24 protein-coding genes and 1 pseudogene are annotated in these 24,824 nt (G+C 71.2%); 19 read left to right on the top strand and 6 right to left on the bottom strand.

Features of this window, described 5'->3' with window-relative positions:
* Positions 1-37 precede the first annotated feature (37 nt).
* From ACFY1U_RS20735 to ACFY1U_RS20725, 3 genes are all read left to right on the top strand, one after another.
* Entirely contained in the window at positions 38-610 is a 573-nt protein-coding gene (locus ACFY1U_RS20735; protein WP_390695576.1) for a MarR family winged helix-turn-helix transcriptional regulator, read from the top strand.
* 107 nt (positions 611-717) lie between these two features.
* Complete coding sequence (locus tag ACFY1U_RS20730) at positions 718-1,428, top strand: type 1 glutamine amidotransferase (RefSeq protein ID WP_390695575.1); 711 nt, start codon at positions 718-720, stop codon at positions 1,426-1,428.
* A 215-nt stretch (positions 1,429-1,643) separates the two neighbouring features.
* Positions 1,644-3,023: a Tat pathway signal sequence domain protein gene (locus ACFY1U_RS20725; protein ID WP_390695574.1), complete on the top strand. Its 1,380-nt coding sequence runs from the start codon at positions 1,644-1,646 to the stop codon at positions 3,021-3,023.
* Positions 3,024-3,107: 84 nt separating this feature from the next.
* Here ACFY1U_RS20725 and ACFY1U_RS20720 read toward each other — a convergent pair whose 3' ends face one another.
* Together ACFY1U_RS20720 and ACFY1U_RS20715 are read right to left on the bottom strand one after the other, a co-directional pair.
* The gene (locus ACFY1U_RS20720; protein ID WP_390695573.1) at positions 3,108-3,428 is read right to left on the bottom strand and encodes a hypothetical protein; all 321 of its coding nucleotides are present in this window, start codon (positions 3,426-3,428) and stop codon (positions 3,108-3,110) included.
* A 60-nt stretch (positions 3,429-3,488) separates the two neighbouring features.
* Positions 3,489-3,851, bottom strand: a complete 363-nt coding sequence (locus ACFY1U_RS20715) for an NAD(P)/FAD-dependent oxidoreductase (protein ID WP_390695572.1) — start codon at positions 3,849-3,851, stop codon at positions 3,489-3,491.
* On the opposite strand from ACFY1U_RS20715, the gene ACFY1U_RS20710 reads away from it, so the two are divergent.
* From ACFY1U_RS20710 to ACFY1U_RS20700, 3 genes and pseudogenes are all read left to right on the top strand, one after another.
* On the top strand, positions 3,747-4,058 hold the full coding sequence (locus tag ACFY1U_RS20710) for a hypothetical protein (RefSeq protein ID WP_390695571.1): 312 nt from the start codon (positions 3,747-3,749) through the stop codon (positions 4,056-4,058). The genes ACFY1U_RS20715 and ACFY1U_RS20710 overlap by 105 nt on opposite strands.
* A gap of 15 nt (positions 4,059-4,073) precedes the next feature.
* Positions 4,074-4,232: pseudogene (locus ACFY1U_RS20705) on the top strand (helix-turn-helix domain-containing protein); the annotation flags it as partial.
* Between the two features lie 105 nt (positions 4,233-4,337).
* The gene (locus ACFY1U_RS20700) at positions 4,338-5,510 is read left to right on the top strand and encodes an acyl-CoA dehydrogenase family protein (protein WP_390695570.1); all 1,173 of its coding nucleotides are present in this window, start codon (positions 4,338-4,340) and stop codon (positions 5,508-5,510) included.
* An 18-nt stretch (positions 5,511-5,528) separates the two neighbouring features.
* Here ACFY1U_RS20700 and ACFY1U_RS20695 read toward each other — a convergent pair whose 3' ends face one another.
* Entirely contained in the window at positions 5,529-6,362 is an 834-nt protein-coding gene (locus ACFY1U_RS20695) for an SMP-30/gluconolactonase/LRE family protein (RefSeq protein ID WP_390695569.1), read from the bottom strand.
* A gap of 127 nt (positions 6,363-6,489) precedes the next feature.
* Positions 6,490-7,302 (bottom strand): SAM-dependent methyltransferase, encoded by an 813-nt coding sequence (locus ACFY1U_RS20690; RefSeq protein WP_390695568.1) that lies wholly within the window; start codon positions 7,300-7,302, stop codon positions 6,490-6,492.
* Between the two features lie 45 nt (positions 7,303-7,347).
* Here ACFY1U_RS20690 and ACFY1U_RS20685 point away from each other — a divergent pair, with 45 nt between their 5' ends.
* Positions 7,348-8,790 (top strand): PP2C family protein-serine/threonine phosphatase, encoded by a 1,443-nt coding sequence (locus ACFY1U_RS20685; protein WP_390695567.1) that lies wholly within the window; start codon positions 7,348-7,350, stop codon positions 8,788-8,790.
* Positions 8,791-8,811: 21 nt separating this feature from the next.
* Here the strand turns inward: ACFY1U_RS20685 and ACFY1U_RS20680 are convergent, their stop codons facing one another.
* Complete coding sequence (locus ACFY1U_RS20680; RefSeq protein ID WP_390695566.1) at positions 8,812-9,252, bottom strand: ATP-binding protein; 441 nt, start codon at positions 9,250-9,252, stop codon at positions 8,812-8,814.
* 190 nt (positions 9,253-9,442) lie between these two features.
* Between ACFY1U_RS20680 and ACFY1U_RS20675 the strand changes: the two genes are divergently transcribed.
* From ACFY1U_RS20675 to ACFY1U_RS20665, 3 genes are read left to right on the top strand one after another with little or no spacing between them, the layout of a single operon-like run.
* Positions 9,443-10,321 (top strand): helix-turn-helix domain-containing protein, encoded by an 879-nt coding sequence (locus ACFY1U_RS20675; RefSeq protein ID WP_390695867.1) that lies wholly within the window; start codon positions 9,443-9,445, stop codon positions 10,319-10,321.
* Positions 10,318-10,611 (top strand): DUF397 domain-containing protein, encoded by a 294-nt coding sequence (locus tag ACFY1U_RS20670; RefSeq protein WP_390695565.1) that lies wholly within the window; start codon positions 10,318-10,320, stop codon positions 10,609-10,611. Before ACFY1U_RS20675 ends, ACFY1U_RS20670 begins: the two co-directional genes overlap by 4 nt.
* Complete coding sequence (locus tag ACFY1U_RS20665) at positions 10,608-11,414, top strand: SAM-dependent methyltransferase (RefSeq protein WP_390695564.1); 807 nt, start codon at positions 10,608-10,610, stop codon at positions 11,412-11,414. The genes ACFY1U_RS20670 and ACFY1U_RS20665 overlap by 4 nt, the downstream gene beginning before the upstream one ends.
* Before the next feature lie 73 nt (positions 11,415-11,487).
* Here ACFY1U_RS20665 and ACFY1U_RS20660 read toward each other — a convergent pair whose 3' ends face one another.
* Positions 11,488-12,540, bottom strand: coding sequence for a glycoside hydrolase family 5 protein (locus ACFY1U_RS20660; RefSeq protein WP_390695563.1), 1,053 nt, complete (start codon positions 12,538-12,540; stop codon positions 11,488-11,490).
* 192 nt (positions 12,541-12,732) lie between these two features.
* On the opposite strand from ACFY1U_RS20660, the gene ACFY1U_RS20655 reads away from it, so the two are divergent.
* The 9 genes from ACFY1U_RS20655 (at position 12,733) to ACFY1U_RS20615 (ending at position 24,806) form a co-directional block, all read left to right on the top strand.
* On the top strand, positions 12,733-13,788 hold the full coding sequence (locus ACFY1U_RS20655) for a LacI family DNA-binding transcriptional regulator (protein WP_390695562.1): 1,056 nt from the start codon (positions 12,733-12,735) through the stop codon (positions 13,786-13,788).
* Between the two features lie 80 nt (positions 13,789-13,868).
* Positions 13,869-14,603 (top strand): YqjF family protein, encoded by a 735-nt coding sequence (locus ACFY1U_RS20650; protein ID WP_390695561.1) that lies wholly within the window; start codon positions 13,869-13,871, stop codon positions 14,601-14,603.
* Positions 14,604-14,880: 277 nt separating this feature from the next.
* Positions 14,881-16,143: an MFS transporter gene (locus ACFY1U_RS20645; protein ID WP_390695560.1), complete on the top strand. Its 1,263-nt coding sequence runs from the start codon at positions 14,881-14,883 to the stop codon at positions 16,141-16,143.
* 55 nt (positions 16,144-16,198) lie between these two features.
* On the top strand, positions 16,199-18,580 hold the full coding sequence (locus ACFY1U_RS20640; RefSeq protein WP_390695559.1) for an ATP-binding cassette domain-containing protein: 2,382 nt from the start codon (positions 16,199-16,201) through the stop codon (positions 18,578-18,580).
* 63 nt (positions 18,581-18,643) lie between these two features.
* Positions 18,644-19,288 carry a class I SAM-dependent methyltransferase gene (locus ACFY1U_RS20635; protein WP_390695558.1) on the top strand — a complete coding sequence of 215 codons (645 nt, stop codon included), beginning with the start codon at positions 18,644-18,646 and terminating at the stop codon, positions 19,286-19,288.
* A gap of 138 nt (positions 19,289-19,426) precedes the next feature.
* Positions 19,427-21,712, top strand: coding sequence for a Tat pathway signal sequence domain protein (locus ACFY1U_RS20630; protein ID WP_390695557.1), 2,286 nt, complete (start codon positions 19,427-19,429; stop codon positions 21,710-21,712).
* 33 nt (positions 21,713-21,745) lie between these two features.
* Entirely contained in the window at positions 21,746-22,627 is an 882-nt protein-coding gene (locus tag ACFY1U_RS20625) for an AraC family transcriptional regulator (protein ID WP_390695556.1), read from the top strand.
* Between the two features lie 65 nt (positions 22,628-22,692).
* Complete coding sequence (locus ACFY1U_RS20620) at positions 22,693-23,121, top strand: VOC family protein (RefSeq protein WP_390695555.1); 429 nt, start codon at positions 22,693-22,695, stop codon at positions 23,119-23,121.
* A 128-nt stretch (positions 23,122-23,249) separates the two neighbouring features.
* A complete protein-coding gene (locus ACFY1U_RS20615; protein WP_390695554.1) occupies positions 23,250-24,806 on the top strand; it encodes a metallophosphoesterase in 1,557 nt (518 codons plus the stop codon).
* The last annotated feature ends 18 nt before the right edge of the window (positions 24,807-24,824 follow it).

Here is a 24,824-nt window from a genome sequence, read left to right as displayed (position 1 = left end):
TGACTCCGAACGGTCAATGAAGTGCGAGGGAGCGCCCGTGCCCGGCCAGCGATCCATCACCGAAGCCGAGAAGCTCGCCGCGGCGAAACTCGGCGGCATCCCGATACGACGGGACCAGATGGCCGCCGTGGCCAACATCTACCGGGCCGCCTCAGCCGTGCGCCAGCACGTGGAGAACTCGGTGCTGCGCGGCTCCGACCTGACCTGGACGGCGTTCGTCGTGCTGTGGGTCGTATGGGTGTGGGGCGAGTCGGAGACCCGGCACGTGGCCGAGGAGGCGGGCATCTCCAAGGGGACCCTGACCGGGGTGTCACGCACCCTGGAGTCCCGAGGACTGGTCAGGCGGGCCGGCCACCCGACGGACGGCCGGCTGGTGCTGCTCAGCCTCACCGACGAGGGCGAGCAGCTGATGCAGCGGCTGTTCCCGGCCTTCAACGAGGAAGAGGCCTTCGTCACCGGCCAGTTGACGGACGAGGAGTGCCGGACCCTGGCGGAGGGCCTGCGGCGCGTGGTGATCCAGGTGGAGGAGAACGGCGAGGAGCGCCGCCAGTCCCTCCTCAACGGCGCCGAACCGGCACCCCGGCGCAGTGGCCGACGGGCGAAGGCCTGAGTTTCGGCCACCGTGATCGCTGTCGGGCGCGACGAGCACCCATTATCATTTGAGCTCAAACAATCTGTTCGAAGAGGCCCGCTGTCAAGAACCAAGGAGCCGCCACCGTGCGCGCACTCGTCGTCCAGCACGACCACACGACGGAACCGGGGCTGGTCGGCGCCCGCCTCGTGGAGCGTGGTTACGACCTCGGGGTCGTGACCGTCGTGCCCGAGCACCGCCACCACACCCCGGACGTCGCCTTCGACTTCCCCGACCCCGCCGACTGGGATCTCGTCGTCTCGCTCGGCGCGCCCTGGTCGGTGTACGACGACACAGCCATAGGCAGCTGGATCGGCGGGGAGCTCGCACTGCTGCGCAAGGCGCACCACCTCGGCACACCGGTGCTCGGCGTCTGCTTCGGCGCCCAGGCGCTGACCACCGCCCTCGGCGGCTCGGTCGAGCCCTCGCCGCGGCCCGAGATCGGCTGGACCGAGATCGACACGTCCGACCCCTCGCTCGTGGGCCGGGGCCCCTGGATGCAGTGGCACTACGACCGGTGCGTACTGCCGCCGGGTGCCGAGGAGTTGGCGCGCAACGAGGTGGGCGTGCAGGCGTTCCGGGTCGGGCGGAGCCTCGGGGTGCAGTTCCATCCGGAGATCACGCTGTGGATGCTGCGCGGGTGGCTGGCGAACGGCGGCGAACAGCAGGCGCTGCAGCACGGCGTCGACCCCGGTCAACTCCTCGCGCGGAGCACCGACTTGGCGAGGGACGCCCGGGCGAACGCCCGCAACCTGGTCGACGGGTTCCTCGACCGGGTGGCGGGCACGACGGACTGACGCAAGCCCGTAGCGGGCACAGCTCAACCGCCGTCCGGGGAGCGAGTTGGGGGGGCCGGCCGACCTGTCACCACATCCGGCACCCCGGCACCTCTTTCCCCGCGCATCACCTTGACCACCACCCCCCGCACCAGCAGACTATGGTCACCTGAGAGCGCTCTCAGAAAACTGAGCTCGTGGACCAAGCGGCGTCACCGACTTCGAGGAGAGCAGCCATGGCCGAGATCGCCCGTCGGACGATCATCGGGGCAGGGAGCGCCGCTGCCGCCCTGGCCGTGTTCGGCAGTGGCACGGCTCGCGCGGCCATCGGTTCAACTCCCGCCGTCGAGGCGGAAGATGCCCGGATGCGCGGCCATGCCTTCCTCGCTGCGGCCATGGACGGCTACCCGGACCACGGCGGCATCCGCCTGGCCCAGAGCTACAGCGATCAGGCCGGGCTCTTCAGCACGGCGTTCACGTACGACAACGCCCTCGCGATCCTGGCGCTCCTCACCCGCTCCGGCCCCGGTTCACGCACCAGAGCCATCGCCCTCGGGGACGCACTGCTCTACGCACAGACCCACGACCCGCAGCACACGGACGGCAGGCTCCGGCAGGCGTACAACGTGGGGCCGTACGTCTTCTACGACGGTTCACCGCAGCCGGACGGCTTTGTGCGCGCGGACGGCACCGTGAACGTCGGCACCCAGTTCGGCTTCACCGGTACGGCGGTCGGGGACATGGCCTGGGCGGGCATCGCGCTGGCCGCGCTGGCCGCCCGCACGGGAGCGGCGCGGTTTCTGACGGGTGCCGTGCGGATCGGCGAGTGGGTGGAGGCGCACGGCCGCACCGACGAGCCGCTCGGCGGCTACAAGTTCGGCGTCGACGGCAGCGATCAGAAGCTTCCGTTCACCTCCACCGAGCACAACATCGACCTGACCTGCCTCTTCGCCCGTCTCGCCCGGCTCACCGGAGACAGCGTCTGGCTGCAACGGCGAGCCCGCGCACGGGCGTTCGTCGACAAGATGTGGAACGAGTCCGGCGGCTTCTTCTACACCGGCACCAACGACGGCGTCACCGTCAACACCTCCCCGGTGCCCGAGGACACCCAGACCTGGAGCCATCTGTCCCTCCACGACCGCCGCCGCGCCCGATCGGTGGACTGGGCCGCGGCCAACCTCGCCGTGCTGGACACCGCCGACCGCCCCAACAGCACGGTCCCCGCCGGGCAGTCGTACGAGGGTGTCACCTTCAGTTCGGCGTCCCTCGTCGCCGACGAGAGCTCGCCCATCGCGGCCTCCCAGCCCAAGCCCGACCGCAACGGCGTCTGGTTCGAGGGCACCGCCCACCTCGCCCTTGCCCTGCGGGAACGCTGCGCGAGCGGAGACGAACGGCGTGCCGTGCGCCTGATCGCCTCCATCGAGCGGGCCCAGGACCTGCTCGGCGGGGGCCAGACGGTGGGGAGCAAGGTGCTGCCCGAACGGTCGGGCGTGGTCTCGGCCAGCAGTCCTCTGGACACCGGTTTCGGCTTCGGCTACTACCCGTACCGACACGTCGGCGCCACGGCCTGGTATCTGCTCGCGGCGGCCCGCGTCAATCCGCTGCGGGGACACTGAGCCGGCCCGGGAGGCGCCCAGCCGCTGCGTCGGCGGCCCTCCCCCGCCGACGGGGTTCTGCCAGTGCCCGCCGACGGGGCCCTTCTAGTGCCCGCCGACGAACGCCAGGGCCTCCCGCGCAAGGGGTGACCAGTCCAGGGCGGAGTCCGGAGAGAGAGCGAACCACTCCTTCATGGGCGTGCCCTTGTTGGCGTCGAAGTTGTCCCCCTCCTCCGCGCCCACCAGCGCGTCCACCCGCTCTTTGGGCAGCTTCACCACCAACTGCCCGCGGACCAGCATCGCGAAGATCTTGTTGTGCACCCGCAGCGCGCTCCGACCGAAGCCGGAGCCGCCGGGAGGAGTGACCCCGGGGAGGCCCAGCAGCTCGCTCACCAGGTCGTCGAAGCGCTCTTCGGCCGGCGTCATGACGGCTCCTCCGGGGTCCTGCGGCGATACCGGTACCCGACTCACTCAATCACACCGGCATCAGTGGCGCAGCCGGTCGAAGCGGAACGGTTCCAGGGCTTGGGGGCGCCGGCCGGTGCGGACGTACTCGGTGAGCCGGCGCCCGGTGACCGGGCCCAGGGTGACGCCGAGCATGCCGTGTCCGGTGGCCACGAAGGCGTTGTCGTGGCCGGGGACTCGGTCGATGACCGGAAGGCCGTCGGGGAGGAAGGGTCGGCCGCCGACCCAGGGGTCGCGGATCAGGCCGACCAGGTCGTCCGGGTCGTCGAACCAGCGGAGTTGGTCGCCGACTGCCGACGGCTCGTCGACGTCATCGCCGCGCAGGACGGTCTCACCGCCCGGGTGGGCATCGGCGAGCCCGCCTCCTCGGTGGGTGGTCTGCACGACTCGTACCAGGACGCCTGCGACGCGCTGCGCCTGGGCGGGCGTTCGGCAGGGGACTCCCCCGTCCAGCTGATCGCCGATCTACGGGTCCACCAGGTCCTGGCCGCGGTGCAACAGTCCGCCCGCAACCGCTTGGTCGACCTCACCACCGCGGAGCCGCGCGCCCAACCGGACTTTCTCGCGCTCCGCGACACGATCACCGCATAGTGCGAGAGCGGATTCAACCTCGTACGGGCCTCCGCGGCCCTGCACATCCACCGCAACACCGTCGTCTACCGCATGAACAAGATCGAGCAGCTGACCGGCCGGCCGCTGCGCGAACACCGCACCACCATGGCCCTCTACCTCGCCTGTCTGGCCGACCGGATGGGCAGTGGCTGACACGCCGTTCCGTTCAACTCCACTCGCTTCAGGCGCCGTTGACAGTGCACGCGATCCGCGTCACGGTGAGGGCCCAGTCGTGCCCGGAGTGTCCGGAGGTCGTCCATGGCTCCGTCGTCCGCACCACGTTCCGACGCCGGCATCGTCGCACGCGCACGCGCGATCGCTCCCCTGATCCGCGAGCACGCACTCCGTACCGAGCAGGAGAGGAGTGTGCCGGGCGAGATCGTCGCGGCGCTGACGGACGCCGGGATCTACCGTATGAACGTCCCCCGGCGGTACGGCGGTTACCAGACCCGGCCGCGCACCCAGGTCGACACGCTGACCGAGATCGCCGCCGCGTGCGGCTCGACCGGCTTCACGGCCCTGATCCAGGCCGGCTGCGCGTTCATCGCTGCGCTCTTCCCCGACGAGGCGCAGGACGAGATCTTCACCGGTCCTGATGTACGGATCGGCGGCACCCTCGTCCCGGGCGCCACCGCGGTCGCCACGCCCGACGGCTATGTCGTCAACGGCACCTCGGGCTTCGCGACCGGCTGCCGGCACGCCGACTGGCATCTGCTGACGGTTCGCGTGGAATCGGGTGCGGGGCCCCCCGAGGTGCTGTGGACCGCCATACCCATGGCCGAGTTGGAGATCCTCGACGACTGGCATGTCTCCGGTCTCGCGGGCAGCGGCAGCAACACCGTGGTCGCCCGTGACGTCCTCGTGCCCGCGCACCGGGTGCTGCCCGTCGGGCCCCTCCTGGGCGGCGAGTTCCCCTCCAAGTCCAACGCCGACGACCCCTTCTACCGGATGCCCGTCCTGCTGATGTTCTGCGCCTGGACGGCACCGAACGCACTCGGCCTGGCGCGGGCGGCGCTGGAGGATTTCACCGGGCGGATCCATCGGCGGGGCATCACCTACACCTTCCACCAGCGGCAGAACGAGGCGACGGTCACCCATCTCCAGGCGGCCGAGGCGGCACTGAAGATCTCCTGCGCCGAGCTGCTGACCAGCGACTTCGTCGCGCGTATCGAGGCCGGCGAACCGTACAGCCAGGAGGAGCGGGCCAGGATCCGCGGGCAGAGCGGCTATGTGGCGCGGCTGTGCAGGGAGGCCGTCGACCTGATCGCCTCCGCCTCCGGGGCTTCCTCGCTGCACAGGGAGGTGCCCATCCAGCGGGTGGTGCGCGATGTGCAGGCCCTGAATCTGCACTCGTTCGTCAATCCCGCGACCAACCTGGAGATCTACGGCCGGGTCCTGTCGGGACTCGACGCGGGCACGCCGTTCCTGTGAGGCAGAGGCGGCACGCCTCTACGGCTGTCCTGCTCCCGGCACCTCGACCGGCACCGCCAGCACCTGGCCGGTTCCGGGGGCGACCATCTCGGTCTCGGTCATGCCCTGCCATTGTGCCGCGGTGATGAACAGCGTGCTGCGGTCAGGGCCGCCGAGCACGCAGGCGAAGGCCCCGCGGTCTAGGGGCACGGTCTGCAGGACGGTGCCGCCTTCCGCGGCGCGCACGCAGCGACGGCCCGGCACGTCCGCGTACCAGACGGCGTTCTCCGCGTCGATGCAGATACCGTCCGGGACGCCCTCGCCCAGGTCGGCCCAGACGCGCCGGTGCGACAGGGTGCCGTCGGCCTCGATGTCGAAGGCGAGCAGGTGATGGCGGTAGGAGTCGGCGACGATCAGGGTGGAGTCGTCGGCGGTCACCGCCATGCCGTTGGGAAAGGCGATGTCGTCGGCCACCTCGCGGACCGAGCCGTCGGGCGTGGCCAGGTGGACGGAACCGGGTTTGACGTCCTCCCCCGCCATCGGGTCGAAGTGGGCGCGGTTGACGTAGGTGTTGCCGCGGCCGTCCGCCACGATGTCGTTCCAGCCCGGGATGCCGAGATCCGCGTACTCGACCAGGCTGCCGTCGGTCTCGCGGCGCAGCAGCCGGCCTTCCGCGGACGAGACGATCAGCAGTCGGCCGTCGGGCAGCCAGGCGGTGCACAGCGGCAGCGACGGCACCTTTGCGACGACCTCGCTGCGGCCGTCCCGGTCGACGGCGAGGACCTCGCCGGCGGTCCAGTCGGAGAAATACAGCCGGTCGCCGTGCCAGCGGGGTGACTCCACCAGGCCCCGTCCGGTGAGCAGTGTGGTCACGTGGGTCATCGTTCTCACAGCCCTGCGCTCGGGCCGGCCCGCTGCCGGCCACTCACCCTCTACACGAACGCGAACCCGCCGAATCGACAGCGCGCGGCGACTGGCACCTGGACGCTGCAGGGCCCGGCTACGCGCACTTGCGGCCGACTCCCGCATACACCCAGTACTCCGACGGCTTGTCCGGGATCCGGTCCTCGGAGTCCGGGCGCCACAGGGGGAGGTAGACCAGGCCTGGTTCCACGAGGTCGAAGCCGGTGAAGAGTTCGAGGATCTCGTCGCGGGAGCGGGTGATGACCGGCGAGGTGGCCCTGGACCGGTACAGCTGGCCCACCGCCGCGGCCTTGTCCGGGCGGTCCTGGTTCGTGCCGTGCGACATCGCCAGGTAGCTGCCCTCCGGCAGGACGTCCCGGAAGGCGGCCACAAGGCCGGCGGGGTCCTCCTCCGCTGTGACGAAGTGCAGGATCGCGTTCATGAGTACGGCGACCGGCTGCTCGAAGTCGATCAGCTTGCGCACCTGCGGCGAGGCCAGGATGTCGGCCGGCCGCCGGATGTCGGCGTCGACGATGTCCACGTCCGGGTTGTCGGCCAGCAGCGACGTGCTGTGCGCCACGGCCACCGGGTCGTTGTCCACGTAGACCACCCGGGCTCCCGGGCTGACCGCCTGCGCCACCTCGTGGACGTTGCCCTGGGTGGGGATGCCCGAGCCGAGGTCGAGGAACTGCCGGACCCCGGACTCGACCAGGAAGCGCACGGCCCGGCCGAGGAAGGCGCGGTTGGCCCGGGCCAGGGTGCGCGCGTGGGGCTCGATGGCCGTGATGGCCGCCACCGCCTCCCGGTCGATGGCGAAGTTGTGCTCCCCGCCCAGCAAGGCGTCGTACACACGGGCAACGCTTGCCCTGACCGAATCGGTCCCCGGCGGGAAACCTTCACTCTCGGGCACTGCAACTCCCTTTCTGACCAGGGACCTTGACGAGACATCATATAGTTGCCGACGACACGCGGCGAGCCACCCTCATCGCCGCGCGCCCGGAGCCCCACACCCGGAAAGGCACGACCCCTGCGGAACGAACCGCGCAGCCGCACCGACGTACCCCCCGCCGCACTGCCCTCGCCCCGCCGGTCGGCCTTCTCCCCCGCCGCCGACGCCATCGGCTCGGAACTCGACCTGGGGTTGACCGGCACCCATGTCGTGCACGCGCTGACCCCCGGCTTCTGCGATGCGGCATCGGTCTACCTGCTGGAGCGCTGGCTGCGCGACGAGAACGCGTACACGGTCACGGACCCGCCCCAGATAGAGGCGCGCCGCCTGGCGCTGCGCATCGGCACCGACGCGGTGGAGGACTGGGAGGGCGTGCTGCCGGTCGGCGAGGTGATCGTCTTCCCGCGTGAGACGCCGTACGCGCGTGCGCTCGCCGCCGGCCACGCGCAGTTGCTCGACACGATCGACCCGCACACCTCCCAGCGTCTGTCGGCCTCCGGGGGCGGCGACGCGCGGATCGACGATCTGCTGCACGTGTCGTCCTTTCTCGTCGTCCCGCTGCAACTGCGGGGCACCGCGGTCGGCTTCGTCGCCTGCTCGCGCGGCCCGGACCGGTCCCCGTTCCGGCCTGCGGACGTCGTGGCCGCGGACGCACTGGCCGCACGAGCGGCCACGGCCCTGGACAACGCGCGCCGTTACGAGCGCGAGCGCCGCACCGCCCTGGCCATCCGGAACAGCCTGCTGCCCGGAACGGCACAGGAGGTCGAGGGCTGCCGCATCGCACACGGCTGCCTGCCCGCCGGGCAGGGCAACATCATCGGCGGTGACTGGTTCGACGTGCTGAGACGGCCCGGTGACCGGGTCAGTCTGGTCGTCGGGGACGCCATGGGGCACGGCCCGGAGTCCGCCGTCGCGATGATCCAGCTGCGCACCGCCGTCCGCACCCTGGCCACCCTCGACATCCCCCCGGCGGAGCTCGTACGCCGCCTCGACGCACTCGCCTGCGACACCCCGGGAGCATCGTTCGCGACCTGTATGTACGCCGAGTGGGACGCCCGGCAGCACACCTGCACCCTGGTCGGAGCCGGCCACCCGCCCCCGCTGCTGCGCGGCCCCGACGGCCGGACCGCGCCGGTCGCGCTCACCGGCCCGGGCCTGCCCCTGGGGCTGGGCACGGGCAGCTACGAGGCGACCGTGCTGACCGTGGACGAGCCCGCTCTGCTCGTGCTCTACAGCGACGGCCTGGTCGAGTCCCGGGACGCCGACATCGACCAGGAGATCATCCGCCTCGCCGGCGCCCTGGACACGGCGGCCGTCGAGTCCGCGGCCGCCGGCGAGCAGGACCCGCTGCAGTCCCTGTGCCGCCGGCTGCTGAGCACCCCCTCCGCCGCGGCCGCCGCCGACGACCGCACCTTGCTGCTCGCCGAGCTGACCCCCCAGCAGGGCTGAACGCCTGTCCCCGGCAGGCTTTCAGGCCGTCAGGTGCGCCCACACGGCGTTGCCGCCGGTGAGTCTGGACCGGTCGACTCCCCAGCTGTCCGCGATCGCCTCCACGATGAGCAGCCCGCGGCCGCTCTCGTCGTCGGGGCACGGCTCGCACCGGGGCAGAGCGCGGTCCGTGCGGTCGTGGTCGTGGACCTCGAGGCGCAGACACTGCTCGGTGACGAGCCCGATGCCGCACAGGATCCGGGCGCTGAGCGTGTGCCGTACGGCGTTGGTGGCCAGTTCGGACACGAGCAGGACGGCGTCCGCGCACAGGTCGCCCGGCAGCCGCCAGGCGCTCAGCCGCGCGCCGATGGAGCGGCGGGCGACCTTGATGCTGGAACGGTGCGGCGGCAGTTCGAGCCAGTGGGTGCGCTCCTGGTTCGGGGCGTCTAAGAGCTGCGGAGAGGAAGTCGTGTGGGGGGACACGCAGTTGCCTTCCGTGGGGAGCGGGGCGCGCAGTGACCGTCGAAACGAATCACGCAAGTAACTATGCTCACAGGGCAGTTCAAGCTGCAACCAGCTGCCTGATAATTTCATGGAGCCGGTATCTGTCCGTCCGCGCCGTCAAGTCGCTTGCGCAGCGTCGCGGTGACGGCCACTCAGGAGGTAGGGCGTGGTGAACGAAGGTCGGTCGGGCGCGGGCAACAGCCCCAGCGCACCTACCGTTCTGCGCATGATCCTCGGCCGGCGGCTGCAGGAGCGGCGCCAGGACGCGGGTCTGACGCTGGACGAGGCGGCCAGGGCCCTGCGGGTGACGTCCTTGACCATCCGCCGCCTGGAGAAGGCGGAGGTCGGCCTCAAGCCCCTCTATGTGGACAAGCTGCTGGAGACGTACGGGGCCGACCGGCAGGAGATCGACGAGTTCGTCGCCCTCGCCGAGCGGGCCAACGAGCCCGGCTGGTGGCATGTGTACCGCGATGTGCTGCCGAGCTGGTTCAGCGGCTATGTGAGCCTGGAGTCCGGGGCGACGACGCTGCGCACCTACGAGCCGCACTATGTGACCGGGCTGCTGCAGACCCACGACTACGCGCGCGAGGTGCTGCGCGGCGGTTTCCCGGGCGGCAGCGAGGAGGAACTGGAGCGGCGGGTGGATCTGCGGCTGCGCCGCCAGTGCCTGCTGGACGGACCCGATGCGCCCACGCTGTGGGTGGTGCTCGAAGAGGCGGTGCTGCACCGGGTGGTGGGCGGCCCCGAGGTGATGCGGGAGCAGATCGACCGGCTTCTGGAGGTCTCGGAGCTGGAGCACGTCAGCGTCGACGTCGTGCCGTTCTCCGCGGGCGCCCACGTCGGCGCGTGCGCCCCCTTCACCTACTTCCGGTTCAAGGAGCCCGAGCTGCCCGACATCGTCTACAGCGAGATCCTCTCCAGCGCCATGTACCTGGACCAGCGCTCGGACGTCTCGGCCCATCTCGAAGCGCACAACCGCATGTCGCTGCTGACCTCGGACACGGACAGCAGGGCGCTCCTGAACCGCATGCGAAAGGAGTACTCATGACCGGCGCCGACGGCGCTGTCCGCGGTGTCTACAACGGCATGCCGGCCTCGGACCTCGGCGAACAGGGCTGGGAGTCTCCGTGGAGCGGCCCCAACGGGGGCCAGTGCGTGCAGACGAAACAGCTCGCCGACGGCCGTGTGGCCCTGCGGCAGTCGACCGACCCCGCCGGCCCCGCGCTGATCTACACCCCGGAGGAGATCACCGCGTTCGTCGCGGGAGTCAAACGAGGTCTCGCCGATCATCTGACGGCCCTGTACCCCCCACGCACCCCACCGAAAGGGACAGCATGACCAGCTCGCACGCCGCGCGGGACATCGACACCAGCAGGCCCCACTCCGCCCGGATGTACGACTACTACCTCGGCGGCAAGGACCACTTCGAGGTCGACAAGCAGGCCGCGGAGACCGTCGCCTCGGCCTATCCGGCGATCTTCGTGTGCGCCCGGGAGAACCGGGCGTTCATGCATCGCGCCACCCGCGTGCTCGCCCAGGAGCACGGCATCCGCCAGTGGCTGGACATCGGCACCGGCATCCCCACCGAGCCGAACCTGCACCAGGTGGCCCAGTCCGTGGTCCCCGAGGCCAGGGTGGTCTACGCGGACAACGACCCGCTCGTCCTCAAGTACGCCGAGCGGCTGATGCGCAGCACGGCCCAGGGCCGCACCACGTACATAGAGGCGGATGTCAACGACCCGGCCTCGCTGCTGAACTCCCCCGCGCTGGCCGAGGTCCTGGACCTGAACCAGCCCGTGGCCCTGTCCCTCAACGCCCTGATGCACTTCGTGACGGACGCGCAGGACCCGTATGGCATCGTGGACCGTCTGCTGGCCGTGCTCCCCTCGGGCAGCGCGCTGGCCCTGAGCCACTGCACGCCCGACTTCGACCCGGCCACCTGGCAGAAGGTGACCGACATCTACACCAATGCGGGTACGCCGGTGCAGTTCCGCTCGAAGGACGACGTCGCCAGGTTCTTCAGCGGGCTGGATCTGCTCGACCCCGGAATCGCGGTCGGCCACCGCTGGCGGCCGGACGGCGACCCCGGCGCCACGGACGCCGAGGTCAGCCTCTGGACCGGGGTGGGCATCAAGCCTTAGCCGCGCGACGTCTCGCGAGGTGCCGGACGGCCCCGGGCCCAGTGGCTCCGGGACCGTCCGGCGGCTGGTGGGGTCAGGGCTGGACGGGCCTGCCGCGTCCCCAGGCCCAGGCGAGGCGGTCGGCGCCGGACTGGTTGGTGGTGGCAAGCCAGGGGCGGGAGGCGTCGCCGACGAGCTTCTGTATCGAGTAGATGTCGTCGGTGCGCAGGCCCGGCCAGTACACCGAGCCCATCTTCAGCTCGCGGGCGGTGTCGGTCTCGGCCTGGATGAAGTTGACGTAGTTGTCGTCGGGCGCCGGCTTGTCGTAGTTCAGGCCGGTGGTCATCGGGGCGCCGAACTCGTCGATGACCGTACGGCTCGCGCAGTCGCCGATGCGCTCCTTGAGGTCGACGGTCCACTGGTCGTAGGTGGCGTACGACTTCCAGAAGCCGTAGTGGTGCAGCGACAGGTAGGTGCCCTTCAGCCGCGGGTCGGCGCAGACCGAGGTGACGTGGTCGTTGTAGCCGGCGCCGCTGACGAAGACACGGCCCCGCGGGACGGACCCGTACGTCGACAGCCACTTGGCGGCGATGTCGGCCCACTGGGCGTCGGTGTAGCCGTGCGGCTCGTTCATCGGCTCGAAGTAGACCTTCGAGTTGCCCTGGTAGGCCTTGACGACGGTGCTCCACATCGGCCAGTAGGTGGCCTCGTCGTCGATGAAGCCGTCCTTCTGGGCGCCCGTGCCCTCCCAGTACGACAGGATCACCTTGAAGCCCCTGTCCGTCGCCGCGTCGATCACTCCGCGGTACGACTTCCAGTAGGAGCCGTTCACGGTGTACGGGTTGATGGGCAGGCGGACGGTGTTGGCGCCGAGGTTGGCGCGGAACGCGGAGATGACCCGGCTCGCCTTGGTGTACGTCTGGGCGTAGGTGTCGGAGAGCGACAGACCGGACAGGACCACCGGGTCGTTGGCGTAGTTGTCGCGGGGGTCGGCCCAGTTGACGCCCTTGAACTGGGTGGTGTCCGTCTTCGGCGCGGCGGAGGCGGGGCTGCCGGTGAGGGTCGCGCCGCTGACCGCGGCGATCGCGACCGCCGCGCAGACGGCGCGCAGCCGGGGAGCGAGGCGGTGGGTGGGGGTCTTGCGCATCGACGTGGCCTTTCGGAAGGTGGCGGCTCGGCGCTCCGCATGTTTACGTAAACATGCGCTGTCGTCGCAGCGGATGTTTACGTAAACTTGGCGGCGCCGGAATCGTGGCATCCGCCTCAGCGGCCGTCAAGGCTCCTCACGCGTAACATCCGGTGCGTCGCGCAACAGGTCGGGCACCCGAGGGAGGCACCAGTGGTGGAACGGGGCAGCACCGGCGTTCCGGGCGGACGCCGCAAGCAGCGGGTCTCCATGGCCGACGTCGCCAAGCTGGCCGGTGTGTCCTCCCAGACGGTCTCGCGGGTCTCCAACGGCTATCCCGGGGTGATCAGTTCGACCCGGGAGCAGGTGCTCTCGGCGATGCGGGACCTGGGCTACCGGCCCAACAGCGCGGCGCGCGCCCTGCGCTACGGCCAGTTCAACACCATCGGCGTGATCCTCTTCAGCCTGTCCTCGACGGGCAACAGCCGCACCGTGGAGGCGATCGCCACCCATGCCGCGGCCGAGGGGTATGCGATCACCCTGATCCCCATCGACGTGCCCACCCAGGACAATGTGCTGGGCGCCTTCACGCGCATGGGAGAGCTGGCCGTCGACGCCGTGATCGTCATCATGGAGATCCATCTGCTGGACACCGGCACGGTGCAGCTGCCGCCCGGTGTGCACGTCGTCGTGGTGGACTCCGACGCCGGTGACCGCTACAGCGTGGTCGACACGGACCAGGCCGACGGCACCCGCAAGGCCGTCAGCCACCTGCTCGACCTGGGCCATCGCACCGTCTGGCATGTGACCGGCCCGGAGACGTCCTACGCCGGGCAGCGCCGCACCCATGCCTGGCGCGCCGTCCTCGAGGAGGCGGGACGCCCGGTGCCGCCGCCCCTGCACGGCGACTGGTCGGCCGAGTCCGGCTACGCGGCGGGCCTCGTGCTCGCCGAAGAGCCGGACTGCACCGCCGTGTTCGCCGCGAACGACCAGATGGCGCTCGGGCTGCTGCGCGCCTTCCACGAGCGCGGTCTGAGGGTGCCCGCGGACATCAGCGTCGTCGGCTTCGACGACATCCCCGACGCCGCCTTCTTCGTGCCACCGCTGACCACGGTCCACCAGGACTTCGCGGAGGTCGGCCGCCGGTGCGTGCAGGACGCCCTCCAGCAGATCCGCACCCGCGGCGACTCCGAGCCCGGCACCGATCTCGTCCCGACCAGCCTGGTGGTCAGGCACAGCACCGCGGCACCGCCGGACCGGCAGCGATGACCGTGCCGTCGCGCACACCGCCGGCGAACCCGGGCCCCTTCGAGCAGCCCGGCCACCGCCCGTGTGCTAGAAGGCTGGGCATGGAGATCGAACCGGTCACCCCGTCCACCCCGCGGCCGGTGCGCCGGGCGACGCTGGTGCAGGGCTGGCACGAACTGACCTTCCTGCACTGGCCGGTGGAGCCGGAGCGGGTGGCCCCTTTGCTGCCTTCCGGGACCCGGCCGGACACTCTCGACGGGGTCACCTACGTCGGCCTGGTGCCGTTCCTGATGCGCGGCGTGGGCCTCGGTCCGGGGCCCGGTCTGCCGTATCTCGGAACGTCCTGCGAGACGAACGTACGGCTGTACTCGGTGGACGGGCAGGGCCGCCGCGGTGTCGTGTTCCGCTCCCTGGACGCGACCCGGCTGCTGCCCGTGCTGGTGGGGCGGCTGGGCGTGCGGCTGCCCTATGTGTGGTCGGCGATGCGGCTGCACCGCGAGAACGACAGGATCACCTACACCTGCCGTCGCGGACGGTCCGCGGGCCGCGGCCCCCGAAGCCGGGTCGTGGTGCGACCCGGTGCTCCCATAGCGCAGCCCACACCCCTGGAGCTGTTCCTCACCGCCCGCTGGGGCATGCACGTCCCGTGGCACGGCCGCACCGTGCACCTGCCGAACGAGCACGCGCCCTGGCCGCTGCACCGGGCTGAACTGCTCGACCTGGACGACGAGTTGATCACGGCGGCCGGTCTGCCGCCGATGACGGACGCACCGGTCAGCGTGCTCTACTCACCCGGCGTCTCGGTCCGGTTCGGGACGCCGTCCGCCGCCCACTAGCGGGCCCGGTGCCGCCGTGTACGGGGGCAAGTACCTCGTGGGCCTTCGGCTGCGCGCTGACCACCCACCCGCTTCCGGGGCGGCAGTCACCGGTGCGTCCTCGCCGGGGGGCGCGGCAACACGTGCGTCTCCGTCTCGGCGCTGTCCGGCCCCGCCCCGGGCGGACGGGCGTACCACAGGGGTGCGCGGGGCTGCCCGCGGTCGTTCACGGGCACCCGTACAGAGCGGTCAGGAATCGAGAAGCGCCGCCACCCCGGGCGCACCTAGCGTGACCGGGGTGATCCGACGCCTCGTTCCCTCCACGTACCGGCCGGTCCTCACGCACCGGCTCTTCCGGCGGTTGATCCTCGGTTTCGCGGTCTCCTGCCTCGGCGACGGCATGAGTTTCGTCGCCGTGGCGTGGCTGGCCATCGAGCTCGCGCCGCAGTCCGGTGCGGGGCTGTGGGTCGGTGGCGCGGTCGCCGCGTACACCCTGCCGGGCGTGCTCGGCGCGCTCCTGCTCGGCAGCAGGCTGCGCCGGGTGCCGGCCGGGCGGCTGCTGATCGCCGACAGCGTGGTGCGCGGTGTGTTCCTCGGCGCCGTGCCGCTCGCCTGGTTCGCCGGGCTGCTCTCGCCGTCGCTGTACGTCGTGCTGCTCACGGTCTCGTCGCTGCTGCACGCCTGGGGCAGCGCGGGCAAGTACACCCTGCTCGCCGAACTGCTGCCGGAAGAGCGGCGGCTCGCCGCGAACACCCTCGTGGGCGCGCTCGACTTCGCCGCCACGATCGCCGGGCCCGCCCTCGCCGGAGTGCTGGTGACGTACGGGAGCCCGGCGCTCGTACTGGGCCTGGACGCGCTCACCTATGTGTTCCTCGCCGTGCTCGTCGTACGCACCCGGCTGCCGGAGTCGGGGCAGGTCTCCCCCGTCGACGGCGCGGCCGCCCGCGGCGGGCTCGCGCTGCTGCGGTCGCATCCCGAGCTGCTGGGGCTGCTGGCGCTCACCTGGTTCTTCAACTTCCTGTACGGCCCGGTCGAGGTCGCCCTGCCGCTGCATGTGACCGAGGACCTGCACGCACCCGGCACGCTGCTCGGCCTGTACTGGATGCTGTTCGGCTTCGGCGCGGTGCTCGGCTCGCTGACGGTCGGCGCGCTGCGGCGGCTGCCGCTGTGGCCCGTGACGGTCGGCATCGTGACGGCCTGGGGGCTCGTACCGGTGCCGTTCGGGGCCGGGGCGCCGACCGCCGTCACCGTCGCGTGCTTCACGCTCGGCGGCGCGATCTACGGCCCGTTCGTGGCGCTGTCGGAGACGCTGATGCAGGCCAAGTCGCCCCCGCGGCACCTGACGGCGATGCTCGCGGCCCGCAGCGCGGTGCTGCTCACCGCGTCGCCGCTCGGCACGGCCCTCGGCGGACCGCTCACCACGGCGCTGGGCCCGCGCGCGACGCTCGGCGGCTCGGGGCTCGCCACCGTGACGGTCGGCGCGCTCGCGTGCGTCCTGCTGCTCGCCCGGCGCGGGAACCGGTCAGGAATCGAGAAGCGCGCCCTGGTGAGCCACGGCTAACGTGACCGCACAACGACGACTCCCGCGCCCGCCCGGCCCGACCCATGGAGAGACGATGACCACGGCGAAGAGGACGAACGCGCAGGTGCCCGCGCTGCACGCCGCAGACAGCCACGACATGATCCGCGTGCACGGCGCGCGCGAGAACAACCTCAAGGACATCAGTATCGAGATCCCCAAGCGCCGGCTGACGGTGTTCACGGGTGTCTCCGGCTCGGGCAAGAGCTCGCTGGTCTTCGACACGATCGCCGCGGAGTCGCAGCGCCTGATCAACGAGACCTACAGCGCCTTCGTGCAGGGCTTCATGCCCAGCCTGTCGCGGCCCGAGGTCGACGTCCTGGACGGTCTGACCACCGCGATCAGCGTCGACCAGCAGCGGATGGGCGCCGACCCGCGCTCCACGGTCGGCACCGCCACCGACGCCAACGCGATGCTGCGGATCCTGTTCAGCCGGCTCGGCAAGCCCTACGTCGGCCCGCCCGGGGCGTTCGCCTTCAACGTCCCCTCGGTCTCCGCGGCCGGTGCGATCTCGGTGGGCGGCGGCGCCAAGCAGAAGGTCACCTTCAACAAGGTGGGCGGCATGTGCCCGCGCTGCGAGGGCCGCGGCTCGGTCTCCGACCTGGACCTGACCCAGCTCTACGACGACAGCAAGTCGATCAACGAGGGCGCGTTCACCATCCCCGGCTACACCGGCGGCGGCTGGAACTCCCGGCTGTACGCGGAGTCCGGCTTCTTCGACCCGGACAAACCGATCCGCAGCTTCACGAAGAAGGAGCTGCACGACCTCCTGCACCGGGAGCCGACCCGGATGAAGATCGCGGGCATCAACATGACCTACGAGGGTCTGATCCCGCGTATCCAGAAGTCGATGCTGTCCAAGGACAAGGAGGCGATGCAGCCGCACGTGCGGGCCTTCGTGGAACGTGCGGTCACCTTCACCGTCTGTCCCGAGTGCGAGGGCACCCGGCTCGCCGAGCACGCCCGCGCCTCGAAGATCAAGGAGATCTCGATCGCGGACGCCTGCGCGATGGAGATCAGGGACCTGGCCGACTGGGTGCGCGCACTCGCGGAGCCGTCGGTGGCGCCGCTGCTCACCTCGCTGCAGCAGACCCTCGACTCGTTCGTCGAGATCGGCCTCGGCTATCTCTCGCTGAACCGGCCCGCGGGCACGCTCTCCGGTGGCGAGGCGCAGCGCGTGAAGATGATCCGCCATCTCGGCTCCTCGCTCACTGACGTCACCTACGTCTTCGACGAGCCGACCGCGGGCCTGCACCCGCACGACATCCAGCGGATGAACGGTCTGCTGCTGCGGCTGCGCGACAAGGGCAACACGGTGCTCGTCGTGGAGCACAAGCCGGAGGTCATCGCGATCGCGGACCACGTGGTCGACCTCGGCCCCGGCGCCGGGACTGCGGGCGGCACCGTCTGTTACGAGGGCACGCTCGACGGGCTGCGCGGCAGCGACACCGTCACCGGGCGCCATCTCGACGACCGCTCGAAGCTCAAGGACGGGGTGCGCAAGTCCACCGGCACCCTGGAGATCCGCGGCGCCACGGCGAACAACCTGCGGGACGTCGACGTGGACATCCCGCTCGGCGTGCTCGCCGTGATCACCGGTGTCGCGGGGTCCGGCAAGAGTTCGCTCGTGCACGGATCGATCCCCGCCGAGCTGGGGGTCGTCTCGGTCGACCAGAGCCCGATCCGGGGTTCGCGGCGCAGCAACCCGGCGACGTACACCGGTCTTCTCGAACCGATCCGCAAGGCGTTCGCCAAGGCCAACGGCGTCAAGCCCGCCCTGTTCAGCGCCAACTCCGAGGGCGCCTGCCCGACGTGCAACGGCGCGGGCGTCATCTACACCGACCTGGGGATGATGGCCGGGGTCGCCAGCACCTGCGAGGACTGTGAGGGCAAGCGGTTCGACGCCTCGGTCCTCGAATACCGGCTCGGCGGCCGGGACATCTCCGAGGTGCTCGCGATGCCGGTGTCCCAGGCCCTGGAGTTCTTCGCCGAGGGCGAGGCGCGCACCCCGGCCGCGCACAAGGTCCTGGAGCGTCTCGCGGACGTCGGGCTCGGCTATCTCACCCTCGGCCAGCCGCTGACCACGCTCTCCGGCGGTGAGCGCCAGCGTCTGAAGCTGGCCACGCACATGGGAGACAAGGGCGGCGTCTACGTCCTCGACGAGCCGACCACCGGCCTCCATCTCGCCGATGTGGAGCAACTCCTGGGTCTGCTGGACCGGTTGGTGGACTCCGGCAAGTCCGTGATCGTCATCGAGCACCACCAGGCGGTCATGGCGCACGCCGACTGGATCATCGACCTCGGCCCCGGCGCGGGCCACGACGGCGGCCGCATCGTCTTCGAGGGCACCCCGGCCGACCTGGTCGCGGCCCGCTCCACCCTCACGGGCGAGCACCTGGCGGAGTACGTCGGCGCCTGACCGGTGCGCCACCTGTCGGGTCGGCCTTGACCTTGCCCAAAGGGCAGGGCCGACCGTGGCGCCATGGATGACGACGCGCTGCTGGCCGAGCAGTTGGCCTACTACCGGGCCGGCGCGGCCGAATACGACCGGCCCTATGCGCAGCTCGCAGACCTGCAGGAACTATTGGCCTCCATCGACGATCTGCCGATTGCGGGAGATGTGCTGGAGCTGGCCTGCGGAACGGGTCAGTGGACCCGGCTGCTTGCCGCACGGGCGCGCTCGGTGACGGCCGTCGACGCGGCGGCCGAGACACTGGCACTCGCCCGTGCGCGTACCGACGCCCCCGCTGTCGAGTTCGTCGAGGGCGACCTGTTCGCCTGGCGTCCGCCGCGGCGCTATGACACCGTCTTCTTCGCCTTCTGGCTCTCGCATGTCCCGCCGGCGCGGTTGCCCCGCTTCTGGAGCACCGTCGCCGAAGCGCTCGCTCCGGGCGGCAAAGTGATCTTCATCGACGACGGGCCCGCCGAGGCCGCGACGGAGGACGTCCTCGCGGATCATCCCGTCCCGGCGGCGGTGCGACGGCTCGACGACGGCAGCGAGTACCGCATAGTCAAGGTCTTCCACGATGCCCGGGCGCTGACGCGCGACCTCGCCGCGCTGGGCTGGTCCGTCCGCATCCGACCGGTGGCCGGGCACTTCATCGGCATCGCGGAACCTGCGAACTGACACCCGTACATCGGATCAATCTCTGACGCGTTGAGGTCGTTGACGCCTACTGTGCGCCAGTCCTACGCTTCGCCGGGACATAGATCCGATGAATCGAACCGTCAGGAACTGTCCGTCGCATCGTGGAGGCACCCCGCAATGACCTCTAGACGAACCGTGCTCGGCTCAGCGCTCGGCGCCACGACGGCCGCCGCCTTACCCGGCGTCGCCGCTGCCGCCACCACCGCTCCCCTCAAGGCCTCCGCGCCCGCCGGCCGCTGGCAGCTGCGCAACCGGATGGACTCCGACGACGCGTGGGCCGGCTTTCTGCGCGGGCAGGATCTGGTGTGGCACCGGCTGCCGACGGTCTGGTACGAGGGCCCGTTCCTCGGCGACGGGCGCCTGGGCAGCATGGTCTACCGGGAGCCGGACGCGAACAGCGTCCGCTTCACCGTGCAGCACGGCGAAGTGCAGGACCACCGGCCGGAGTTCGGCAGCGGCTGGGGCACCGCCCGGCTGCCCGTGGGGCACCTGACCCTCGACCCGGCCGGCACCATCACCTCCGTCGACTGGCGGCTGAGCCTGTGGGACGCCGAGCTCACCGGCACGGTCACCACGGACAAGGGCACCCTGACGCTCTCCGCGCTCATCCACGACGGAATCCTCGCCGCACGCGTGACGGCCGACGGCGAGGAGCAGGTCCGCTGGACCTTCCACCCCGAGGAGGCCATCAGCCCCCGGAAGATCCAGGAGGCCCCACCGGCCGGCTACGTCGCCAACCCGCCGTGGACCACACAGACCACCGGCGACGTCGAACAGGTCCTGCAGCCGCTGGTCGGCGGCGGCCAGACCGCGACCGCCCACCGCCGCTCGGGCGACACGCTCCTGCTCAGCGTGGCCCACAGCCACCCCTCCGACACCGGGGCCGCGAAGGTCTCGCTCAGGAAGATCCAGCGCGCCGGCTCTTACGGCGCTCTCCGCTCCCGGCACACCCGTTGGTGGCATGCGTTCTACCGCAAGAGCTTCGTCTCGATCCCCGACCAGCGGCTGCAGAGCTTCCACTGGATCCAGCTGTACAAGGTCGCGTCGGCGAGCCGCGCGGGCGGCCCCGTGATGGCCACCTCCGGGCCCTGGCTGGAGGCGACGCCGTGGCCCGCCGTGTGGTGGAACCTCAACGTCCAGCTCGAGTACTGGCTCATCCACGGCTCCAACCATCTCGAACTCGACTCGCTCGTCAGCACGTTGAGGCAGAGCCAGGAGCAGTTGATCGCCAATGTGCCCTCCGCCTACCGCCCGGACAGTGCCGGCATCGGCCGCAGCTCCGACATGTTCGCCGACCGCGGCGTCGGCATGCCCGGCACCGGCGCCGAAGTGGGCGACCTGACCTGGGCGTTGCACAACGCGTGGCTGAGCTATCGGCACACCATGGACGAGGCCCTGCTGCGCGACACCATCCACCCGCTGCTGCGCCGCACCATCAACTACTACTGGCATTTCCTCCAGCCCGGCGACGACGGCCGGCTCCACCTGCCCTCGACACTCTCCCCGGAGTATCCGGTGGTGCCCCCGCGGGACACCAACTACGACCTGGCGCTGATCCGTTGGGGCTGCACCACGCTCCTGGAGGCGACCGCACGGCTCGGGATCGACGACCCGCTGAAGCAGCGCTGGCAGGAGATACTGGCCAAACTGACCCCGTATCCGGTCGACGAGAACGGCTTCATGATCGGCGCGGAGACGCCGTACGCCCAGTCCCATCGCCACTACTCGCATCTGCTGATGGTCTATCCGCTGTACCTCGTGAACTGGGACCAGCCGGAGCAGCGGGAGCTGATCGAGAAGACGGTGGTGCGCTGGCACGCGCTGACCGGTGCGCACCGCGGCTACAGCTACACCGGCGCCGCGTCGATGTACGCGATGATGGGCCGCGGAGACACGGCGCTGACGTATCTGAAGAAGTTCTTCGACCCCACCACGCGCTATCCGTGCCGGGCCAACACCCACTACACCGAGGCCGGTCCGGTCATCGAGACACCGCTGTCGGCCTCGCAGTCCCTGCACGACATGCTGTGCCAGAGCTGGGGCGGAGTCGTACGTGTCTTCCCCGCCGTCCCGTCCTCCTGGCCGGACGTCACCCTGCACGACTTCCGCACCCAGGGCGCCTTCCTGGTCAGCGCGGTCCGCACCAAGGGGGTGACCCGCTTCGTGCGCGTGCGCAGCCTGGCGGGTGAGCCACTGGAACTGCGCCACGGGCTGCCTGACGGCCGGCTGACCGCCGTCCTCGACGACGGCCGCCCGGCGCACACCCGCGCCACCTCCGAGGGCACCCTCGCGATCGACCTCCCCAAGGGCCGCGAGGTCCTGCTGTACACCGGCGAACGGCCCGATCTCGTCATCGCCCCGGTCGCCGTGAGCGAGCCCGGTGCGGCGTGGGGGCTGCCGTAGCGCCGTCCGCGCCCGGCGCAGGACAATGACCGCATGGGTGAGCCGGTGGACGAGGCGGTGCGGGCGGTGCCTGCGCCGCCGCTGCGCGGGCTGGTCGGCTGGTACTCCGGCTACCGTCAGCGCGGCATCCCGCACGGCCGGCACCGGGGGCTGCCGTCGCCGTGGCTGACGCTGATCATCACCCTCGACGAGCCGCTCAGCATGGCCGGCCATCCCGATCCGGGCGCCGCCCCCGGCGACTACCCCACCCTGCTGGGCGGCCTGCACCTGACGCCCGCGCTGATCGACATCCCCGGGCGGCAGTCCGGCATCCAGATCGCGATCAGCCCCCTCGGCGCCCGCGTCCTGCTGGGGCTGCCGGCCGGAGAGCTGGCCGGGACCGACGTCCACGCCGAGGACGTGCTGGGCGCGGGCGTGCACGAGGTCCACGACAAGGTACGTGAGGCACCCGACTGGGCAACCCGGTTCGCCGTCGTCGACGACTGGCTGCTCGACCGCATGGCCGGAGGCGACGGTGCGGAAACGATCACCCCGGTGGCGGAGGCCTGGCAGCGGCTGCTGTCCGCGGGCGGTCGCCTGCGCATCGACAAGCTGGCCGCCGACACCGGTTTCAGCGAGCGGCATCTGCGCAACCGCTTCCGCGCCGACATCGGCCTCACCCCCAAGGCTGCCGCCCGGGTCATCCGCTTCGACCTGGCGCGACGCCGCCTGGCGGCCCTCCCCCACTCTCGGCTCCGCTCTGGCGGGGGGACCCCCATGGGCCCGCCCGACCTCGCGGGGCTGGCCGCCGACTGCGGCTATGCGGACCAGTCCCACCTCGACCGCGAGTTCGCCGCCCTGGCCTCCTGCACACCGAGCGCCTGGCTGGCGCAGGAGTTCCGAAACATCCAATCCGGGCACCATCCGCCCGCGTGACCCTGGGGAGAGCAGCCGGGCAGCCCGGCAGGCTCCCGGCTCCCGCGAAACGGAGGCGCATCACCATGACGACCAGTACGCCCGACAACGCCAAGCAGCCGCCCGCCCCGCAGGTCTGGCCCACCCTGCGCGCCCACGACGCCCGCGCGCTGATCCGCTTCCTCGTCGAGGCCTTCGGCTTCGAGGAGACCGTGGTCCACGCAGAGGGCGACCTGGTTCAGCACGCCCAGCTCAGCTGGCCCGAGGGCGGCGGCGTCATGCTGGGCTCCGTGCGCGAGGAAAAGGAGCCCAGCACCGGCCCGACACCGCCCGGCGCCTTCAGCGCCTACGTCGTCACCGCCGACCCGGACGCCGTCCACGCCCGTGCCAAGGCCGCCGGCGCCGAGATCACCACGGATCTGCATGTCACCGACTACGGCTCCCGCGACTTCGCCGCCCGCGACCCCGAAGGCAACCGCTGGTACTTCGGTACATATCAGGGCGAACCGCGCTGATCATCATGAGGTGAGCATTCTCACCCGGACCGGTCACAGGGGGGCCGACCTGGGATTTGTCGCCCTCCGGCCGCTGTCCCGGCATCCACATCACTGCCGCCGTTCACCGCCGGCGCGCACACTGGGGCATGCGCTGCTGCCTGTCCGCTCCCCTCGCCGCTCTCTCGGCCCTGCCGGACCCCTGTCAGATCCTGCGTTCCGGCGCCCTTCTCACCCCCGCCCTGCTGCGGACCGCCGCCGATGCCCTGCGCGGCCCCGCGGGCAGGAACAGGCACAGCCACCGCGACGGCCTGGCCGCCGTCCATCTGGAACTGGTCACCCTGACCGAGGACCGCGCCGTCATCACCTGGTACACCGGCGTGCCCGGCACCGACGACGGCTTCGGACACATGCTCCCCGCGGTCACGGAGGGCGAGGTCGTCTACGGCACCCACCCCGGCCGCCTCACCCGCGTCGCCGCGGAGGATGGTCCGGTGGCGCACCACTACGTGGAGCTCACGGACCTGGAGCCCGGGCAGACGTACTACTACCAGGCCCGCTCACGGGGCGTGGCCGCGACGCCGACGCCACTGCATCTCGTGCGCGGCAACGCCGTCGGCACCAACCGCCACGGGCTGGGCTCGGCCGGAGGCCCGTACTCCTTCACCACGCCGCAGCCGCCGCCGGGGCGGCACCTGCTGTCGATCGCACTCTGCAACGACCTGCACCTGGGCGAGACCACCGCCGGCCTGGTGACCGGCATGCCCCTGATGCGCGGGATCACCCAGGAACACGGCCGCGCGCCGTATCCCGAGATCATGAGCCGGGCCGTGGTCGAGGAGGCTCGCCGGCGAGGCGCGGACGTGCTGCTGGCCGCCGGAGACATCTCGGCCGGCGGAGCGACCGACGACCTGGCCGAGGCCAAGCAGATCCTGGACGGTTTCGGGGACCACGGTCAGGACTACTTCGTCGTACGCGGCAACCACGACCGGCCCGGGCACAGCAACTGCCGCTCCTGTGACGGCGGTTGCGGGGACTCCTTCCGGGACGGGTTCCTCGGCGGCGACGGGCCCGCCTATTTCGCGCGCGAGCTCGGCGGGCTGCGGATCGTCGGGCTCGACACCTACGAGAAGGACGGCAACGGCGCCGACTCGGGCGGCCTCGGCGCCGAGCAACTGGCGTGGTTCCGGGCCCGGTTGAGGGAGAACAGGGACCAGCCCACGGTGGTGTTCGGACACCATCCGCTGGCCGTGCGGGACTCCGTGTTCCCGGTGACCGGCGGCCAGCGCCTCGGCCGCCGTCAGGCCCGTTCCATCCTCGACGCCTACGCGAGCGCACCCGGCGTCTTCCTCCATCACGCGGGCCACACCCACCGCAACAAGCGCACGGTGCTGCCGCAGGCCCCGCACGTCACGATGCAGGAGGTCAGCGCGGTCAAGGACTATCCCGGCGGGTTCTGTCTGCTGCGGATCCACTCCGGCGGGTACGCCGTGAACCACTACAAGGCGAGCAGCGCCGCGGCCCGCGAATGGACCGAGCGCAGCCGCCGGGTGGCGGCAGGACTGTGGCCGCACCACGCCTTCGGCCGCTCGGTGACCGACCGCAACAGCATGGCCGCCCGCGACCTGTCCGGCATCACCGGCCCGGCACCGGCGATCCCCTCCCAGCGGCGGCCCGAGGCGCACGCCGTAGGTCCACAGCGGTAGCCGCCGATGCCGGCCGGG

Source organism: Streptomyces sp. NPDC001351 (assembly GCF_042896045.1).
In the GTDB taxonomy this organism is placed as follows: Bacteria; Actinomycetota; Actinomycetes; order Streptomycetales; family Streptomycetaceae; genus Streptomyces.
This window is presented reverse-complemented; position numbering and strand designations above follow the sequence as displayed.

Coding starts and splice junctions, on each gene's coding strand:
- ACFY1U_RS20700 (WP_390695570.1), top strand. CDS start 4,338: ATGGCTCCGTCGTCCGCACCACGTTCCGACGCCGGCATCGTCGCACGC.
- ACFY1U_RS20640 (WP_390695559.1), top strand. CDS start 16,199: ATGACCACGGCGAAGAGGACGAACGCGCAGGTGCCCGCGCTGCACGCC.
- ACFY1U_RS20615 (WP_390695554.1), top strand. CDS start 23,250: ATGCGCTGCTGCCTGTCCGCTCCCCTCGCCGCTCTCTCGGCCCTGCCG.
- ACFY1U_RS20665 (WP_390695564.1), top strand. CDS start 10,608: ATGACCAGCTCGCACGCCGCGCGGGACATCGACACCAGCAGGCCCCAC.
- ACFY1U_RS20670 (WP_390695565.1), top strand. CDS start 10,318: ATGACCGGCGCCGACGGCGCTGTCCGCGGTGTCTACAACGGCATGCCG.
- ACFY1U_RS20660 (WP_390695563.1), bottom strand. CDS start 12,540: ATGCGCAAGACCCCCACCCACCGCCTCGCTCCCCGGCTGCGCGCCGTC.
- ACFY1U_RS20630 (WP_390695557.1), top strand. CDS start 19,427: ATGACCTCTAGACGAACCGTGCTCGGCTCAGCGCTCGGCGCCACGACG.
- ACFY1U_RS20620 (WP_390695555.1), top strand. CDS start 22,693: ATGACGACCAGTACGCCCGACAACGCCAAGCAGCCGCCCGCCCCGCAG.
- ACFY1U_RS20720 (WP_390695573.1), bottom strand. CDS start 3,428: ATGACGCCGGCCGAAGAGCGCTTCGACGACCTGGTGAGCGAGCTGCTG.
- ACFY1U_RS20725 (WP_390695574.1), top strand. CDS start 1,644: ATGGCCGAGATCGCCCGTCGGACGATCATCGGGGCAGGGAGCGCCGCT.
- ACFY1U_RS20635 (WP_390695558.1), top strand. CDS start 18,644: ATGGATGACGACGCGCTGCTGGCCGAGCAGTTGGCCTACTACCGGGCC.
- ACFY1U_RS20625 (WP_390695556.1), top strand. CDS start 21,746: ATGGGTGAGCCGGTGGACGAGGCGGTGCGGGCGGTGCCTGCGCCGCCG.
- ACFY1U_RS20650 (WP_390695561.1), top strand. CDS start 13,869: ATGGAGATCGAACCGGTCACCCCGTCCACCCCGCGGCCGGTGCGCCGG.